Source organism: Mycoplasma imitans ATCC 51306, assembly GCF_000518305.1.
GTDB lineage: Bacteria > Bacillota_I > Bacilli_A > Mycoplasmatales > Mycoplasmoidaceae > Mycoplasmoides > Mycoplasmoides imitans.
This window is the reverse complement of record NZ_KI912417.1, coordinates 51539-69452: the sequence shown is the minus strand read 5'-3', so window position 1 is coordinate 69452 and position 17914 is coordinate 51539. Positions and strand designations below refer to the sequence as shown.

14 protein-coding genes, 9 tRNA genes and 1 pseudogene are annotated in these 17914 nt (G+C 30.7%); 18 read left to right on the top strand and 6 right to left on the bottom strand.

What is annotated here, in order from left to right; translation table 4 throughout:
• The first annotated feature begins 14 nt into the window (after window positions 1–14).
• The 3 genes from rplL to P690_RS0103485 are packed head-to-tail and all read left to right on the top strand — an operon-like array spanning window position 15 to window position 788.
• Window positions 15–377, top strand: coding sequence for a 50S ribosomal protein L7/L12 (gene rplL, locus P690_RS0103495; RefSeq protein ID WP_027122362.1), 363 nt, complete (start codon window positions 15–17; stop codon window positions 375–377).
• Window positions 378–423: 46 nt separating this feature from the next.
• Window positions 424–597 (top strand): 50S ribosomal protein L32, encoded by a 174-nt coding sequence (rpmF, locus tag P690_RS0103490; protein ID WP_027122361.1) that lies wholly within the window; start codon window positions 424–426, stop codon window positions 595–597.
• Complete coding sequence (locus P690_RS0103485) at window positions 597–788, top strand: hypothetical protein (protein WP_027122360.1); 192 nt, start codon at window positions 597–599, stop codon at window positions 786–788. The genes rpmF and P690_RS0103485 overlap by 1 nt, the downstream gene beginning before the upstream one ends.
• Window positions 789–1076: 288 nt before the next feature.
• On the opposite strand, the gene P690_RS0103480 is transcribed toward P690_RS0103485, so the two are convergent.
• Window positions 1077–2252: a DnaJ domain-containing protein gene (locus tag P690_RS0103480; RefSeq protein ID WP_027122359.1), complete on the bottom strand. Its 1176-nt coding sequence runs from the start codon at window positions 2250–2252 to the stop codon at window positions 1077–1079.
• Window positions 2253–2623: 371 nt separating this feature from the next.
• Here P690_RS0103480 and P690_RS0103475 point away from each other — a divergent pair, with 371 nt between their 5' ends.
• Both P690_RS0103475 and P690_RS0103470 read left to right on the top strand, forming a co-directional pair.
• On the top strand, window positions 2624–3880 hold the full coding sequence (locus tag P690_RS0103475; protein WP_027122358.1) for a hypothetical protein: 1257 nt from the start codon (window positions 2624–2626) through the stop codon (window positions 3878–3880).
• A gap of 37 nt (window positions 3881–3917) precedes the next feature.
• A complete protein-coding gene (locus tag P690_RS0103470; RefSeq protein WP_027122357.1) occupies window positions 3918–6044 on the top strand; it encodes an MATE family efflux transporter in 2127 nt (708 codons plus the stop codon).
• Between the two features lie 134 nt (window positions 6045–6178).
• On the opposite strand, the gene metG is transcribed toward P690_RS0103470, so the two are convergent.
• From metG to P690_RS0103450, 4 genes are read right to left on the bottom strand one after another with little or no spacing between them, the layout of a single operon-like run.
• Window positions 6179–7864 (bottom strand): methionine--tRNA ligase, encoded by a 1686-nt coding sequence (gene metG, locus P690_RS04140; protein ID WP_051420972.1) that lies wholly within the window; start codon window positions 7862–7864, stop codon window positions 6179–6181.
• Between the two features lie 49 nt (window positions 7865–7913).
• Window positions 7914–9284 carry a ribosome biogenesis GTPase Der gene (der, locus tag P690_RS0103460; protein ID WP_027122356.1) on the bottom strand — a complete coding sequence of 457 codons (1371 nt, stop codon included), beginning with the start codon at window positions 9282–9284 and terminating at the stop codon, window positions 7914–7916.
• Window positions 9277–9951 (bottom strand): (d)CMP kinase, encoded by a 675-nt coding sequence (gene cmk / locus P690_RS0103455; RefSeq protein ID WP_036459688.1) that lies wholly within the window; start codon window positions 9949–9951, stop codon window positions 9277–9279. The genes der and cmk overlap by 8 nt, the downstream gene beginning before the upstream one ends.
• A 2-nt stretch (window positions 9952–9953) precedes the next feature.
• Window positions 9954–10595 carry a hypothetical protein gene (locus P690_RS0103450; RefSeq protein WP_027122354.1) on the bottom strand — a complete coding sequence of 214 codons (642 nt, stop codon included), beginning with the start codon at window positions 10593–10595 and terminating at the stop codon, window positions 9954–9956.
• 94 nt (window positions 10596–10689) lie between these two features.
• On the opposite strand from P690_RS0103450, the gene P690_RS0103445 reads away from it, so the two are divergent.
• The 11 genes and pseudogenes from P690_RS0103445 to P690_RS04135 all read left to right on the top strand — a co-directional run bounded on the left by P690_RS0103445 (window position 10690) and on the right by P690_RS04135 (window position 14726).
• Window positions 10690–11241: a DJ-1/PfpI family protein gene (locus P690_RS0103445; RefSeq protein WP_027122353.1), complete on the top strand. Its 552-nt coding sequence runs from the start codon at window positions 10690–10692 to the stop codon at window positions 11239–11241.
• Between the two features lie 47 nt (window positions 11242–11288).
• Window positions 11289–11362: transfer RNA gene (locus P690_RS0103440), tRNA-Cys, on the top strand.
• A gap of 73 nt (window positions 11363–11435) precedes the next feature.
• A tRNA-Pro gene (locus tag P690_RS0103435) sits at window positions 11436–11512 on the top strand.
• A 5-nt stretch (window positions 11513–11517) separates the two neighbouring features.
• Window positions 11518–11594 (top strand) — tRNA-Met (locus tag P690_RS0103430).
• A 4-nt stretch (window positions 11595–11598) separates the two neighbouring features.
• Window positions 11599–11674, top strand: a tRNA-Ile gene (locus P690_RS0103425).
• A 91-nt stretch (window positions 11675–11765) separates the two neighbouring features.
• Window positions 11766–11856: transfer RNA gene (locus P690_RS0103420), tRNA-Ser, on the top strand.
• 61 nt (window positions 11857–11917) lie between these two features.
• A tRNA-Met gene (locus tag P690_RS0103415) sits at window positions 11918–11994 on the top strand.
• 1 nt (window position 11995) lies between these two features.
• Window positions 11996–12069, top strand: a tRNA-Asp gene (locus P690_RS0103410).
• A gap of 1 nt (window position 12070) precedes the next feature.
• Window positions 12071–12146, top strand: a tRNA-Phe gene (locus P690_RS0103405).
• 133 nt (window positions 12147–12279) lie between these two features.
• A tRNA-Arg gene (locus P690_RS0103400) sits at window positions 12280–12356 on the top strand.
• Between the two features lie 1016 nt (window positions 12357–13372).
• Window positions 13373–14726: pseudogene (locus tag P690_RS04135) on the top strand (hypothetical protein).
• A 282-nt stretch (window positions 14727–15008) separates the two neighbouring features.
• Here the strand turns inward: P690_RS04135 and P690_RS0103390 are convergent.
• Window positions 15009–15815, bottom strand: a complete 807-nt coding sequence (locus P690_RS0103390; RefSeq protein ID WP_027122352.1) for a DUF6856 family protein — start codon at window positions 15813–15815, stop codon at window positions 15009–15011.
• Between the two features lie 79 nt (window positions 15816–15894).
• Between P690_RS0103390 and P690_RS0103385 the strand changes: the two genes are divergently transcribed.
• A complete protein-coding gene (locus P690_RS0103385; protein WP_027122351.1) occupies window positions 15895–16812 on the top strand; it encodes a tRNA (adenosine(37)-N6)-dimethylallyltransferase in 918 nt (305 codons plus the stop codon).
• Complete coding sequence (gene hemW, locus P690_RS0103380) at window positions 16805–17851, top strand: radical SAM family heme chaperone HemW (protein WP_027122350.1); 1047 nt, start codon at window positions 16805–16807, stop codon at window positions 17849–17851. The genes P690_RS0103385 and hemW overlap by 8 nt, the downstream gene beginning before the upstream one ends.
• Window positions 17852–17914: the final 63 nt, after the last annotated feature.

The following is a 17914-nucleotide window of genomic DNA, read 5'->3' as shown; positions in this document are numbered from 1 at the left end:
AGGTAATATTTACAATGGCAAAATTAACTAAAGAACAATTTATCGAAAGTCTAAAAGAAATGACTATCGTTGAAATTAACGATGTAATTAAAGCAATCGAAGAAGCATTCGGTGTTTCAGCTGCTGCTCCTGTAGCTGCTGCTGCAGCTGCTCCTGCTGCTGCTCCAACTGAAGCAACAGTTGTTTTAGTATCAGCTGGTGATAAGAAAGTTGAAGTTATTAAACTAGTGAGAGAAATTACTGGTTTAGGTTTAATGGATGCTAAGAAGGCAGTTGACACTCCTCCTGCAACTATTAAAGAAAACATGAATATTGAAGAAGCTAACGCATTAAAAGCTAAGTTTGAAGCTGTTGGTGCTAAAGTTGAACTTAAATAATCATCTTAATCCACTAATTTAAATTTATTAAAATAAATAAAACATCATGGCAGTACAACAAAGAAGATCTTCGAAACATAGAAGAGATAAAAGACGTTCACATGATGCTTTAGCAGTTAACTTAATCAACGTATGTAAGCACTGTGGGAAATTCAAGAAGGCTCACAGAGCTTGCTCATGTGGAATGTACAACGAATTAAGAATTACCAAAGCAAAATAATGAACGATAACTTATCACACAAATCTAAGGATTTAAACCTAACTTCAGTAAGTGAAGTATCGAAATACCAAAACAGTAAAGTTAAAGCTGGTTTGGATTGGTTTAGTGCGACAGCAATCATCTTATTAACAATAATCGGTGTTTGTTTTGGGATTTGTATGGCTTGTTTAGTTATTATTCATGCGTCTTAATTAATAAACACAATTATTAAAAAGAATAAAGATCTATCCTCTCGGATAGATCTTTTTTATTTAGATATTTCTCTAGTGCTTTGATTGCACAATCATTTAGTTGCTTATAAGATTTGTTATGTAAGAGTTTTTTAAGGTGTGCTTAAAGCTAAATATAATTATCTGTAATATATAAGTGTTGTTTTTTTGAATGATATATATGTAGATCAATTTTTAATTAAAAAAACAAGATCTATTTTTTTATTAATAGATCTTGTTTTAAATGTTTGTTAACAATAAAAAAATAGTCTAATGACTATCTTTATTATTTAGTTCTTTCTTCATTAAATTTTCGTATAAGTTAACTTCTTTATTTGGTTTAATGAATTCTTTTAATTTAGCGATTTCTTGCTTAGAATATTCGCTTGGTCTTGCGTAGTTAATTACAACAATCAGATCACCTTTTTCACTGTAATTAGCACCATATACTCTTGAATCTAGTTTTAAGTTGATTCCCCCATTAGCAATCGTGATGATATCACCATTCTTGGTTCCTGGTTTTAAATTAATCTCTTTAATTTCTTTTAATGTTGGAATCGAGATTGTTCCGCCAGTGATTGCTAGCAATGGATCAACTAGCACATTAACAACGACGTGATTATCACGTAGTTCAAACACTCTAGAAGGTTCGATCTTAACTCTTAAGAATAGATCACCAACAAGATTTTTATAAACATGACCTTCACCGCGAACTACTACTACGTCTTGATAGAATACTGTTGAATCAATTGATACGTTTCTTTCAACAACTTCATCGACCATTCTGCGTGATTTACATTTCTTACATTTATTCTTGATCGTTTGGCCTTCGCCTTTACATGAAGGGCAGGTTTTTTTAGTTTGGAACATTCCTAGTAATGTTCTTCTTTGTTCGATTACAAAACCTTCACCGTTACAATCACCACAAGTAATTACATCCCCATCAGCTGATCCAGAACCATTACAATCAGGGCATGTTACTTGTTTTGTGTACTTAACATTTTTAATACAACCATTAGCAGCTTCTAAGAAATTTATCTTAATTTCATGAACTAAATTAACATCAACTTCTTCAACATATTCTTGGTTGTGAAAGCCACCGCCTCCACCACCAAAGAATTGTGAAAACACATCACCAAACCCACCATCAAAGTCAAAGCCGCTAAACACAGAGTTAAACACATCATAAGGGTTGAACCCGCCTTGGTGGAACCCAGACGCGTTTAAACCTTCATGGCCATAAGTGTCATAAAGTTTTCTCTTCTCTTCGTCGCTTAAAACCTCGTATGCTTCGTTCACTTCTTTAAACTTTTCTTCAGCATTGTGGTCTTTGTTACGATCTGGGTGATATTTCATAGCAAGCTTTCTAAAAGCTTTCTTAATATCTTGCTGACTAGCAGATCGTGATACTTCTAATATTTCGTAATAATCTCTTTTTGAAGACATATTAATTGTGTGTAAATGTGTTTGTTAATTTAGTTTGGGCTTGTTAAAGCAATAATATTAATATTTTAGCACTCTAAGAGTCAAAGTGACAAAAAAAGTTAAACAAATTACATTCATTGGGTTGTGAATTAAATTGTTTTAAGAACATTTGAACCGTCATATCTTAATGAATTAATGGTCCAAAATCAATATTGCTTACTAAATGTATAAAATAATTAAAGTTATTTTATTTACTTATTATAATTAAGGTATATTCTTATTTATTAAGGTATATTCTTATTTATTATAAATAAGATTTAATTAATAACTATTAGAGAATTTAAGTAGATTATTCTGATAGTTTATTTTATTAATTTAAGCGAATGAGAAAAATGAGAAAAAAGATATTTAAATTGCTTGCACTAAGTTCAGTTTTAGCTGTGCCATTGAGTTCTTGTATGGATAAAGAGTCTAAAAGCGGAACAAAACTTAATGGAGGTGAATCTAATGTTGATGATAAAGAAGGTGGCTCATCATCTGATGATAATAAAAATCAAACAGGTTCTAATTTAGGAGATGATAAAAAGAAAGAAGAACCAGTTGATGATAAGAAAGATTCAGGAGGGGGTGAAACAGGTGAGTCTGGTGATAAATCAGGTTCAAGTGGCTCAAATCTAAATGAAGATCAAAAACCACCTGCTACAGATGAATCTAATGATAATGCAGCTATTGAATTAACTTTAAAATCTAGAGCTGTTGTTGCTTCAGATTTAATTAATCAACAAAACGGAACTTACAGTCTTAATTGAACAAAGTTTAATACGAATATTAGCGAACAAAAACAAGCAAGCGCAACACTATCTAATTTAAAGGTTAATGATAGAGCAGGAATGATATCTTTTAATTTAGCAACAAGCGACAATAGAACATTTAGTTTCAACCAAACTGTAGATTTTAGTTTTGAAAATCTAAAAAGTTTGATTTTTAACTGAACTCATGTTAAGCAAACAACTAATGATGCTTCGTTAGAACAGATTAAAGCAGTTACTAATAGCGAACAATTATCTAAATTTGCAACTCCAGCATTATACACTTCTTCAAATGATCACACAAACTATTTCTCTTATTTGAGCAAATGGTTTAGTGTTAATTTAACCTATCAAACGGACTATAAGAAATTAGAAGAAAATGAAATTACTTTTCAGTATCAACTATCTAATTCTCAAAAAACCCACTTTTACAATATAGAAAATGGCAGTTCGACACCGCAACTTTGATTTAGTAACAAAAATACATCATTTTTAGTTTATCCTTCTGATTTATCTAGAGCTGCAAACAGTTTAGTTGTAAATACTAGCAGCGACTTGTTTAATGAACCAATAGATAATTTTTACGATACAAAAAACAACACTGTTAAAACTGATAAATTGGATTCATCAGTTAAAGAAGGCGGATTCATTAAATTTACTAATGATTATGGAACTAAATTTTATATATCATTAGTTAATAGTACGGCTTCATACAATGTAGATACAAGAGAATTATCATTTACTGTTCAAGTAAGATCACTAAATGATTATGATGTTCATAATAGTCGTTCAATACAAAAGACATTTACGGTAACATTAGCTAAAAACGCAGATGAATAATAATTTTTAGTGCGATAATAAATAATCACTAACAAATATGAATACAGGCTATAGCCACGTTGATAAACAAGAAAAAGCTAATAAGTTATTTGGTAAAACAGCAATTGCAAAAGCAATTTGAATTGTTTGTTTACCCGGCTTATTGGCCGCTTTTTTTGCGGGTTTATACAGTTTTTTTGATCAAATTTTAATTCAAAAATTAGTTCCAGAAGTTTGAAAACTAAACGATGTTTATAATGGTCAACACTTTTCAAATATAAGTGTTTATCAAAGGGTTTTTAATGAAATCTTTATAAATGATAGTATTGTTAAAATTCCTAATATTTATTTCTTTGATAACCATTATTACCAAGCATCTGCTTCTCAGCCTGTACCAATTGATTATTTTAATCCGGACTTTATCAAGATTTTTGGTGAACAAATTCGATCTGAACCAATAATCACTTTAGATCGTAATTCTTTATCTAAATCAATAAATAATTATCAGATTCTTGATAATATCGTTTTATTATTCAAAAGCGTTTATAACGCTCAGATGAGTGGTTTAAGCGACAACACCTCACAGCTATCTAATGTGTCGATTATTGCTAGACAAGCAGTTAATTCTTTTCAGAACGTTTTATTAATTGGTAATGCTGCTATATACTTGGTACCAATTGGTGCTGGTGTGTATTATACAAAAGCAATTAGTTATAAATACGAAAAAACTGGTCGAGATATCTGAGTAATGTCGTTTTGATCAACATTAATTTTGTGTTTAATAGCCAGTTTGGTTTGCTTTATTATTGTTGGCGCTGGATTTCAACGACACCTAATTGGTACAACCAATCTAAGTCCTAATATTATTAGTTTAATGCAAACTAATAATACCCAACAAATTGTTAGCAATATCAACAATGTTGATAATCAATCGCTTAATGGTGTTAATTTCACGATTTATCCTAAAGTGATTTTAGCTTATGATAATGCAATGGCTGATATCTCAGCGCATTGAGCAGATCAGTATAGCTGAATCTATGCAAGCGGTTTCTTCATTATTGGTTTGTTTTCGTTGTTATCATTTATGATTCGTTCTGAAGGACGAAACATCTTTGTAACAGTTGCATCGATCGTTGCTAATCTAACAAACGTTTTATTGGACTTTATTTTTATTAAATATTTCAGTCTTGGTTTAATTGGTGGTGCAGCAGCTTCAGTTATTAGCTGAGTTGTCAACTTATTGTTATATGTTGGTTTTGTAATGTATTTCAATAAGAAACAATCAACTTGATTAAGTTTTGCTGATCTATTTAAGGTTAAATTTAATATTAAGATTATCATTCCGATCATGATCTTAGGATTATCGTCATTTATTCGAATAGTTGGTTTAACCGTAATGTTCTTGGTTTATAACTTATTATTAATCAAGGTTTCAGGACAAGATTTCCAAAATTATCATGCGGGGTCTGTACCGTTAATCATTTTATTCTTTATTGCGCTATTTGGGATATCAGATGGCGGCAGGCCGTTGATTGGTTATAACTATACGAATCGACATTACAAACGCGTTCATTCGGCGTTTTGGTGGTCGTTGTTTGTAACGTTTAGCTATGCTATTATTTCTTATATCATCGTGTTTTTTGTTGCTAAAACCGTTTTAGTTAATCTATTTAACTTTAAAGATCCAAGCACAACACCAATGGTACAACCAATCGACAATGCTGATATGGCGACAAGTTATATCAGAATTACGATGTTAAGAATTATCATGTTCTCAATTACAATTTGTGGCATGATGTTGTTCCAAGGGACAAACGATGTGATTAGATCATATATCTCTTCAGCTATAGAAGGAACATTTGTTTCATACATTGTTTTTGGCACGGTATTTGGTCTATCTTACATATTGCCTAAAACAGGTAACTTAAATATTTGGGTTTATGTTTCAGGTTATGCAATATCACCGTTTATAACCTCGATTATTGTATTTGTTTTATCGATTCTATTACTAAAAAGAAATCTAAATGTTAAAAACGAAACTGTTGAACGTAAGATGAACAAGCTTGATTTAATGCAATACAACTTCTTTGTTAATGAAGCAAAAAAATATAACTTACTAACACCGCAACAACAACACGAATTAGTTAAATTAGAAAAAGCTAAACAAGAAGAAAACCGTAATTAATAATTTAACTAATTGATTAAAAATGAACGGTAAATATTAAAAATATTTTGTTTTTTTTACAAAAGATAAATTTATTGAAAGTACAAAAAAATGTAGCACTTAATGCTGCTACATTTTTTCAACTCTAAAAGACCTTATTTAGTTTCTTTCTTAGTTTTTTCATCATTTGTTTTAGGATCGGCATCCTCAGTTGGTTTTACATTCAAATCGGGGTCAGTAGTTATATTAATTTTTTGAAACAGCTTTTTAGACTTGTTGATCTTATGGTTATATAGTTGTTCAAATTTATTAATGTTTTCTAGCTTAGTTTGTTCAGAGTTGAAGTTCATCTGTTCATAAACTTCTTTAGATTTTGTTGTAAGAATTGGTTCTAATAAAACAAAAACAGTTCTAATAGCACAAGCTCCAGCAAATAAAACGTTTGCTAATTCTTGGGTTTTGTTGTTTTTATAAAGCTCTCAAGGTTTGCGAATTTCGATCACGCTTGAATATTCTTTTGAGATATTAAGCACTAATTTAATTGCTGCACGAATATCATTTTGTTCAACTAGTTTCTCAAACTCACTAGGTAATTGTTTTAGATCTTCTAAATATTTATCTTCAACATTGTTACCAGCTACATAAGGTAAGATAATTGATTCTTGTCTTGACTCTAGCATGGGAATCAGTCTGTGAACTAAGTTACCTAGGTTGTTAATCAGATCAGAATTAATTGTTTCTTGAATTAAACGTTTACCAACCTTACCATCTTCGCTTAAACTCAATTCTTTAAGTAAGTAATAACGTAATTGATCCACACCAAATAGATCTACTAATTCATTTGGATCAATCACATTGTTAAGTGATTTAGACATTTTGTTGCCATTTTCATCTAAGATTCAACCGTGAGAAATCATTCTTGTAGGTTGTTTAATTCCAAGCATCTTTAAAAAGATCACCCAATAAATTCTGTGGAATCTAGTAATTTCTTTAGCAATCAGATGAATTTTTTCACTTTTATCATCATTTCAAAATTCTTGATAAACTTGGTCGTTATCAGAACCAAAACCCATTGATGTTAAATAAGAAAATAACGCATCTAACCAAACATAGATCCTATGACTTGGATTAAGTGGTGTTTGAATCCCTCAGTTAATACTCGTTCGACTAATTGATAAATCCTTAAGTCCGACATTAACAAAATTATTAAGCATCTCTTTATTACGAGATGCAGGGAACACGCTAGGTTCATCATTAGTTAATGATTCTTTAATAAAATCATTGAACTCAGATAACTTAATAAAATAAGAAGGTTCGTTAATTGATGTTATCTTATGACCAACATTACAATATAGTTGATCATCAGGATCATTAGATAGATCAACATTATACTTTTGAATAATATCGTTCTTTTTTAAAACACTTGAACTAGTATAGTTTTCTTCACAATCAACACAGTATAATCCTTGTCATTGATCTAAATAAATATATTTCTTAAGATAAAACAATCCAAAGATCTTTTTTACTACTTCTTGGTGATTAGGTTCAGTTGTTCTTACAAATCTAGTTAACTCGATATTTAAACGGTTGAATAAATCCTTAAATTTATTAGAGTATCGATCAACCATAGCTTGAGGACTTAAATTTAAAGATTTAGCTTTAGTTTCAATCTTTTTGCCAAACTCATCAGTTCCTGATAAGAAGAATACATCATAACCCCTTTGTTTTTTAAAGCGAGCTAAGAAGTCTCCTAAAATAGTTGTATAAGCATGCCCGATGTGGGGATTGCCTGAAGCATAATAAATTGGCGTTGAAATATAACACTTTTTATTTTTTAACATCGTTTAATTTTCCTTAATAATTTTATTGAAAAAAATTTAGATTATTAGGTTATTCAAGATCATACCCGCTTTGTTTAAACTTAACGTCTTTGGAAAGCTTGCGATTCCGAGCGTTTTTTGATTTGAAATACAAGGTGATTGGAACATATTCTAATCCGAATGCCTCTCTTATTTTATTTTCTAAATACCTAGCATAAGAGAAATGTAAATAATCAGGGTTGTTACAGAATAGTACAAAGGTTGGGATCTGGCCCTGAGCTTGGGTTGTGTAGGTTATTGATAACCGATTACCATTAAATATTGGTGGTTGGTTCATCATCTGGGCTTTTTGAACAACATCATTTAATAAGGATGTTGAGATCTTAATTTTGAGCTGTTCTTGAATTAGTTTGATCGTACTGAAGATTGTATCAATTCTTAAATTAGCCTTAGCACTAATAAAGATGATTGGGGATCATGGTAGATACTTAAATTTAGCGCGAATCTGCTTTTTGAACAGATCCATTGTTTTATCATCTTTTTTAACAAGATCTCATTTGTTGACTACGATAATTGTAGGTAAATTAGCTTCATAACATAAACCACCGATCACCTCATCTTGTTCAGATAGATCAGTCGATCCATCAAGCATCAACAAAATCATCTGCGATCTTGAAATTGCTTGCTGAGTTCTTTGAACCGAAAACTTTTCAATTCTAGTTGCAATCTTACCTTTTCTTCTAATTCCTGCAGTATCAATTACTTTGTATAATTCTTTGTTATAACTAAAAGTTGCATCAATTGCATCGCGGGTCGTCCCTGGGATATCAGACACTAATACCCGCTCTTTTTTTAGTAGTTGGTTAAGTAAGCTGGACTTACCTACATTTGGTTTGCCAATAATACAAAAGGTTGCTACCAACTCTTGTTCTTTTTTATTATCAAACTGAGCTTTAAGTCTGATAATCTCATCCAAAAGATCCCCAATTCCGATTGCGTGTTCAGCTGAGATAATCATAGGTTTACCAAAGCCCAAACTAAAATAACTACCTAAGTTAAGTTGATCTTTATTTTGGTTTTCAATCTTATTAAGAACAAAAAGAATTTTTTTGTTCTTATGTTTTTTTAGTAGTTTAGCTGCATAATGATCGTCGGAGTTGATACCTTCTTTGTATGAACAAACAAATAAGATGATATCAGCTTCATCGATTGCAAATTGAACTTGCTGTTCAATTGCGCGTTGAAATACATCACTATCAGTTGTCAATCCGCCTGTATCAATAATTTGAAAACGTTTGGTTAATCATTCAACATCACCAAAGATCCGATCCCTAGTGATTCCTGGTGTGTCATCAACGATGGCAATTCGATTTTTAATCAATCGATTAAAAAGGGTAGATTTACCAACGTTTGGTTTGCCAACAATTGCAACCTTAAGCATGGTTTGCCTCCAGTTTTTCTTTGTATAAACTGATGATTTTATTAACCACTTCTTGAATTGATAATGAATCAGAATCAATTACGATTGCATCTTCAACAATCTTTAGTGGAGCTAGTGCGCGATTGCTATCATTATCATCACGTTTTTGAATTTCGCACCGAAATTTTTCTATATTTTCTGAACTCAAATTAAGATTTAATTGTTTAATCCTTCTGATTGCGCGTTCACGAGCAGAAGCGGTTAAAAAAATCTTTAAAATCGCGTTTGGCAACACCACGCTAGTAACATCTCTTCCGTCCATTACTACTGGTTTTTTAGCTGCATAATCTTGTTGTAAACTGAGTGCTAATGCACGAATCTTTTTATCTTGAGCTATATCACTTGCACCTTTTGAAATAACGGGATCATCAAGTAGATCTGAGATATTTTGACCATTAATTTCAACTTGATCACCATTAAAAACTGAATGATACGTTTTCAAGTTGTTTATCAATTGATCAACTGATCAATTGTTCTTATTTATTAAATAATAAAAAGCTCTAAACATCTTTCCTGTTGATAAATAATCAAAGCCAAGATTTTTAGCAACTAATTTAGCTACAGTTGATTTACCACTACCTGCTGGTCCATCAATTGCTACCTGTTGATTGTTAATTTGTTTACTCATGATTACGCAATTTTAAATATCCCAATTATGATAAATAAAAAAATAATACCAATACTAATCAAACCAATTAGAAAACCTAATAAAACCTTAAACTGTTTAGCTTTTTTCCTGTTTGTGCCAATCTTAATTTTCTCAACTGGTTTAAAAAAATCAGGATCATTAATCTTTTCTTTAGCTAAAGCTATGATCTGTTCAAGTTTGTACAGATCATTATGCGAGTGACTTACGAAGTTTGCTGCTATCGTTTTGATGTTTTCAAAACTCTCTTCAATCTTATTTATTTCGCTTAAACCAGGGTCGTTTAAAATCCAACTTTTCTTTTCATTATTATTTGTTAGATCTAGTGAATAATCGTTTAAAAATCTTGCTTGATCGATGATATTCACTAGATCGTTTGAATCAAAAGAACTAACAAGATCTTTTAATTCATCGATATGTTTAGCATTTGTATCAGAATAATTAATCTTTAGATCTAATAAAGTAGGTTTATTGGCTTGGTAATCAATAAGAATGTTTGAGCTGATTCTATCTAGTTCTTGTTTGTATTTCGTGATTGATTCATCTTCCTTATTAAAGATCTTATTTAATTGAGCTTGCTTCTTTTTGGTTTCACGAATAATTTTGTTTTTTGATAATCGGCTCATAATAAAAATATGTGTATTTTACTACACGATACCTTATTTTAAAATAAAATAATTACAGATTATTAAATAGATAAAAATGAGAAAGGTTTAATTTGTGAAATTACTTGTATTAACGTTAAAAGAGTTTCAAGATATCGAGCTAGTTAGTTTTGCTTCGATTTTAGTTGCTAGCGGTAAGTTTAGTAAGATTGATTATTACTCACCAGATCAAAAAGACAGTGTTGTAGGTCAGTTTAATGTAGCACACATTAAAACGATTAAATCATTTGACGTAAATGATTATGATGCGATCTATGTTCCTGGAGGAATGGGTGCGATTCACCTAAGAGCTAATCAGAACGGACTTGATGCAGTTAAGCAATTTGTTAAGGCTAATAAGTGAGTTATTGCAATTTGTGATTCGCCTAATGCTTTAAGTGAAAATAAGATCTTAAATCCAGAAGACAAATACATCTCTTGAAGCGATGGAACAATGAATCATGCTAACCGTATCAAGGATTTCAATGTACAATTAAATCGCTCAAATAAGTTAATTACAGCAAGATGTTCATTAACTACTTTAGAGTTAGCTTTTTATACACTAGAAGTGTTATTTTCTAAAGAATTTAGTCAAGAACTAAGAGCTAAACTAACTGGTGTTGCTTAATTTTATTTAGAAAAATAAGATTTTTTGATATAATTTATAAGGTATTTGGTGCCTTAGTCAAGTGGTAAGGCTTGGAGCTGCAACCTCCACATCGTCAGTTCGATTCTGACAGGCACCTCCATGTGTGTCCGGGGCGGAATTAATATTTGGTTCGACTCCAAAAACATACACCATCTTATAAATTATATCTACCGCGGGAAGTAGCTTAGCTTGGTAGAGCACTTGGTTTGGGACCAAGGGGTCGCAGGTTCAAATCCTGTCTTCCCGACCAGTTATGGCTGGATACCTCAGTTGGTTAGAGGGCTCGGTTCATACCCGAGTTGTCGTGAGTTCGAGTCTCACTCCAGCCACCATGTTGGATCTATAGCTCAATGGTTAGAGCCCCCGACTCATAATCGGTTGGTTACAGGTTCAAGTCCTGTTAGATCCACCAATAATAACTTAGAAATTTTTTAGTATAGTACTTACGTTTTTAATTTGATAAATAGCAAGTATTATTGCTAAATAAGTACTATCTAAGATACGGATGCTTACCCAAGTGGCTGAAGGGTTCGGTCTTGAAAACCGAGAGTGGCTTAACGGTCAGCGGGGGTTCGAATCCCTCAGCATCCGCCATAAATAATTAAAAAATTATCATAACTTTACACATTATTATATTATTAATAGTGTGTTACATCGCGGGATAGAGCAGCTTGGTAGCTCGTCAGGCTCATAATCTGAAGGTCGTTGGTTCAAATCCAGCTCCCGCAACCATGGTTCCTTGGTGTAGTGATAACATACCTCCCTGTCACGGAGGGGTTGCGGGTTTGATTCCCGTAGGAACCGCCACGGTCTTGTAGCTCAGTCGGTAGAGCAATGGTCTGAAGAACCATGTGTCGGCAGTTCGATTCTGCCCGAGACCACCATTATTATTTTCAATATTTTAATCATTGGCTGTTAAGTTGTTTGTTAACAGTCTAATTACTTAATACAATCAGTTTTTAAAATTACGCAGATTTTTGCGTAATTTTTATATGATGTATTATAATATTAAACGATGTCGGCATAGCTCAACTGGATAGAGCATCAGTTTGCGGAACTGAAGGTTACAGGTTCAAGTCCTGTTGTCGACGCCATTAAATTAATTTCTTTTGTAGACTTATAAAACCCTTACGATCTAACTATATCGTAAGGGTTTTTTCTTTGTTTTAGGGGCTTTTAGTAAAAAAAGATAACGAATTTATCTAATACATGATGAATAAAACTAGATGGTTAATAAAAGCAATTGATTAAATTTCGTAGCAACAAGCTGTGTTTTTTTAAATCATTATAGGTATGTTCAAATTATCTGATTTTAGTTTTTTCTGTTAAAAGGCCAAAAATACTGTTGGCAAATTTTGAAGAATTCCTAGAGTGATAAAAGAATTTGCTCGAGAATATGTTAAGTTAGGTTAACATACTTATTTATGAGTTGCTATAAAAATTTATGCATTTATTAAATAGATATGTTTATGTTGTAAAGAGATAAAACTGCTGAGACTTAATGCCCGACTGAATTGTTTAGATTTATTTATCGAAGTGATGGTTTATTAATCTATAAGAAAATTGATTCGAATTTAACAACCTAAATTACATCATAGGAACTGATTAACTCAGCTTAAAGTTAATTATCAATCGATTTCTAATAACGTTTATGTCCCTTAACACTAAGGGTCATTCATCTAAACAAATGTGAGAACCACAAATCGATTATCTTAAATTATTTAAACCCAGTAACTAATCTATGTATAACTACAATAAGGAATATCAAAATCTTACAACTTTTATAGATTACAATGCCAAGATTATTATTTATATCCAAAGAAAGATAGTCTTACCATCTATTCTTTAAATTCTTCTAAGAAGGATTTGAATTTATAAGAGATGCTATCAATGAAGAAGGAAATTACCTAATCATTATTTCCGAATATAATCAAATCCTAACAAAATATACCGATACATAACTAGCCCTATCTTGAATGATAGATAAGAAAATTTAATAAGATAATATGAAAAATACTTAAAAATTGTTAATGTAACCAGGAGGCAACTAGCATTATTTTTAGTGTTTCTGGGAACAGCTCTATTTGCGAGCACTGGCATTCTGATTCTAATGAAACAATCTGTTTTAGACAATGGATATTGATATGTAATATATGATCAAGTAAAATTCAATATTTCATTGATTTTACCGATGATTTTTTTCATTTTTTTTTGTTGCAATTGCTATGCTAATCTTACTGATTGGTAAAGAGCATTATCAGTTTGGAGATAAGTTGATTATTAGTCCAAAGAAACTAAAAATCGCTTTATCATTTATTGAGACAGCCAATTAGCACTTTGAGTTTTTTTTCTTATTAATCTTAATCACTTATTTCTTTCCAATAAATCAATCTTTAGATCAGATTTATCAAGCAAAAACATCAACTGTTGATTTTAATAATGATCAGATAAATTCGGGCCTATTATCTTTTGTAAAGATTAATAACAACTTTTTTGCTGATGTAAAAACATCGGTCATTAATTATGCTGCTATTCTTCCTTACTTTTACAACAAAAACTCATTCATCTTTTGAAACATAACTTATCTAATTTCATATCTAGGACTATTCTTGGTTTATCTGAAACTAAGCCTATTTAAACAAAAACAAAGAATATTATCTTTAATTCCATTCTCTGGTTTAGCTTCTTATCTAAAATCAACTTATAAATTAAATAATGAAATATTGAATAACGATCAACATGTCAATTTAAGGTGATTTCAAAAAATCTTCCAATCTAATAAGATTGTATTCCAAATTAAGCTAACTTCAGCAGTAGTTTACATATCGTTATTTTATCTATTATGTCTTTTTGGATTCGCAATCTTTACAGGATCTGTTGCTTTTATTGATGCGAATGGCTACAAACTTAAATGAACAAGTGATAATAATGCTTATGTAATCGATTTAAGACCATTAGAATCTAAAAACGAAGAGCTGTGAGCAAGAAGAATTGGATCTGCACTTTTGATAATTCCTATAATAATGTTCATTGGATTTGCTATTGGTGTTATTTTGGATAAGAATCCTTATGTTTTAAGTCCAAAGGTTAGAAAGAATAAGTTTAGCTTATCGTTAACATTATTAGTAATTGAAATCGTTCAATTATTAATCTTGGTAGCTTTAATTTTTTCGTTTATCTTTATTTCTAATACATTATTTGTTCAAAGGGCGACTTCTGCAGTTTTTCAAATTGAAGCTACTGGAATATTGCTTTCTAAGCAAGATATGTTTATGATCGGTATAGGGTTCATGATTAGCATATATCTTAGCTGATTCATAATTTATGCTAAAGTCGGAATGTTTTCAAGATCAACAAGAATCTTGGCATTTATTCCTTTTGCGTCTTTATTCTTAGTTAATAAGTACGCTATTAATGCAAACGAAGAAGAGCGAATTAATGGATTTAAGTGCCAAGCACTTTAAACTAAAAAATTTATTTTCAAAGAAAATAAACAACCCTTCTTAAATATCGCATTAGAAAGGTCTTATATTAAACAATAGCTTGTACCAAATTCAATTTTTTACACAAAATTGAATTTGGTACAGTTTTATCTTTACTACTTGATAAACATAATTTGCATTATGATGAATAAATAGTTAAAAATAACTAATGTAAAAAAAATCAAAAAAGGACATGAGATTTTAATCAAAATCTTATGTCCTTATTCATTATTTAGGTTATTTATTCTATCTGATTAGATTGAATTAATTTCTTGTATAAATTGAAGCTAAGAAAGTTGAGAAACTATCATCAATAGTTAAATCATGGTTACTTGGTTTGCTACTATTAACTGTTGTTGATTGTTTAACAGGAGCAGACGCAGCAAGTGTTGGAGTAGTGTTTGTTGTTGAAGCTGTTGCGCTACCCATGTAGAAGTTAGGGGTAATTTTACCATTACCATCATTGCTAAACGCAATGTTCATGATTTTAGTAGTACCATCAGTACGGTTTAATCATCCACTTGTTTCGGTTGGATAAGTTTTTACAATAAAATCAACAATTTGACGATAATCTACAGCAGATTGATCGTTTCTTGCAAATCCAGTACCACTAGTAGCAGCAGAGAAAGGATTTAATTGGTTACTAGGAGCTTTTTGATTATCAAAAAGGTCTCAATATAATAAGAAAATAATTCCGTTATTGTAATTAGGGTTACTTCTGTCGGGCTGTCATCTTTGAACAGCTCTTGCATAAGGACCATCTCAGCTTAAGCCGCTACTTAGATCTCCCCCATTAATGAAATAGTTTTGATCGCTGTCTGTGTTAGTTAATACAGTTAGTACGTAATTCCCGTTGTTAATTAAATTAGTACCATAAATCGCGGTTTGAATAGGTGACTGTAATTGGTTAGCGATTGAACTATATGCTGCTTTATTGCTAACGTCTTGTGCTGTAATAACTTTAAATAACCCTGGTTGAGTAACTACCGTACAACTTGTTAAAGCAAAACTGATACCAAAGCCTAGTGAAGCTAGACCTGTTAGTTTTGAAACAATTTTGTTTTTATTCATATATATTTATTTAAGTACACTATATTTATTTTAGTACACAGTTCATATTATATAAAAAGATAATAATTATGTTTTTCTTATGATTTATTCTAAAAGATTAATTTTAGTTGTTGGTCCAACTGGCACAAAAAAATCATATTTAGCTAATATGTTGGCAACAAAATTAAATGTGCCAATTATTTCAGCTGATGCCTTTCAAGTTTATAAAGAATTAAACGCTGGAGTGAATAAGCCATCTGAAAAAACATTATCGGAAATTAATTATCATTTAGTCTCGGATATTTCGATTTTTGACGATTGATCAATTGCACATTTTAAGAATCGTGCAGAAAAGATTTTAGAAGATGCTCCTGATTGAACGATTGTTTGCGGTGGTAGTCATTTATATATTAATAGCTTGATTAATGATTATCAATTAGAACAACAAGAGTTAGATGCGGAACTATTTAATGAATTAGAAAAACTAGAAAATCAAGATATATTTAAGCAATTAAGTGAGTATGATTTAGAAGAAGCAAAAGAGATCGGACAAAACAATAGAAAAAGATTATTACGAGCATTATATTTATTTAAAAAACACGGTAAAAAGCCAAAAAATGATAAAAAAAAGTTGGACTATATCGTTGTTAAATGTATGTCAGATAAAGAGTTGCTTTTTCCGTATTTAAGTAAACGTTTAGATGAAATGATTGACAATTTAAATTGAATAAAAGAAGTCGAGTACTTATACAAGTTAATTTCAGATAAAAAAATAGATAAATGACCTATTGCTATGAAGGCATTAGGATATAAAGAAATCTATGATGCTTGGAAAAATAATCAACCGGTTGATCGAGAAACAATAAATAAAAAACTTAAAAAACTTGTTAAGCATCAATTGACTTGAACGAGAAATAAATTTAACGAAAGTTTAAAAGAATACAGTTTTAACTTTTTTAAAGATGATGCTAGCAATACTTGTGAAGCGATAATGAATTACATAAAAAATAATGACTAAACACTTATATATACACTTACCCCTTTGCCAAAAGATTTGCACATTCTGTGATTTTAAAAGAGAACTAATGGATCGTTATAATCCTAGAAAAGTTGTTCAAGATTTAATTGATGAAGTTGAAAGAAAAAAATTCAAAGAAGGACAATTTTCAAGCATTTATTTGGGTGGTGGAACACCTAATGTTTTTGATGATGAATTACTAGATTACTTTTTGTCAAAAATTAAAAAATATGCGGCAAAAGTGTGCGAATTTACAATTGAATGTAATCCAGATTTAGTCACGAAATCACAAGCTAAAATTCTTAAAAAAAATTCAGTTAATCGTGCATCGGTTGGAATACAAATTATCAACAATAAAATCCTGAAATATTTGAATAGAACTCACGACATTAATCATTGTTATGAAGCGATTCAAAATTTATACGACGCAGGAATTGATAACCTAAATATCGACTTAATGTATGCACTTCCTCACATGAAGAAAGAAGATGTTCTAGAAAATATTAAGTTTATTAAAAAAACAAAACCAAATCATATTTCTTTTTATGGATTAGATCTTAAACCTGGAGCTTATTTAACTAAGACGCCCTACAAAATCGACTTAGATGAAGAAGCGATGCAGCTAAGAGTAATGAAAGCTGAACTTAATAAGATAAACTACAAACGTTACGAAGTTGCGAACTGATCTCGATTAAAAAAGTATCAATCTGTACATAATAAGGCTTACTGGTTAACTAAAGATTATGCAGCAATTGGCTGAGGTGCTCACGGATTAGAAAATAAGGTTGAATACTACTATGATGGATCAATTAATAAGTGAGAAATGAAATATAACCCTTTAACAGACGATCAATTCTATCAACGTGTTTTAATCATGGGTTTAAGACTAAAAGATGGAATTGATATCACTAAAGAGCCATACAAAACTGCCTTTGAAAAAAACAAGCACAAATTGAAATTTTATTCAATCAAGAACAATCATTTAAAAGCTGATAATATCGATCTTTTAAATAACACCATCATTGATATCTTGGAATAAATATTAGTAATAATACTAATAAAAAGAAACTGGATTTTTGAGCATTTATTTTCTATATAATTC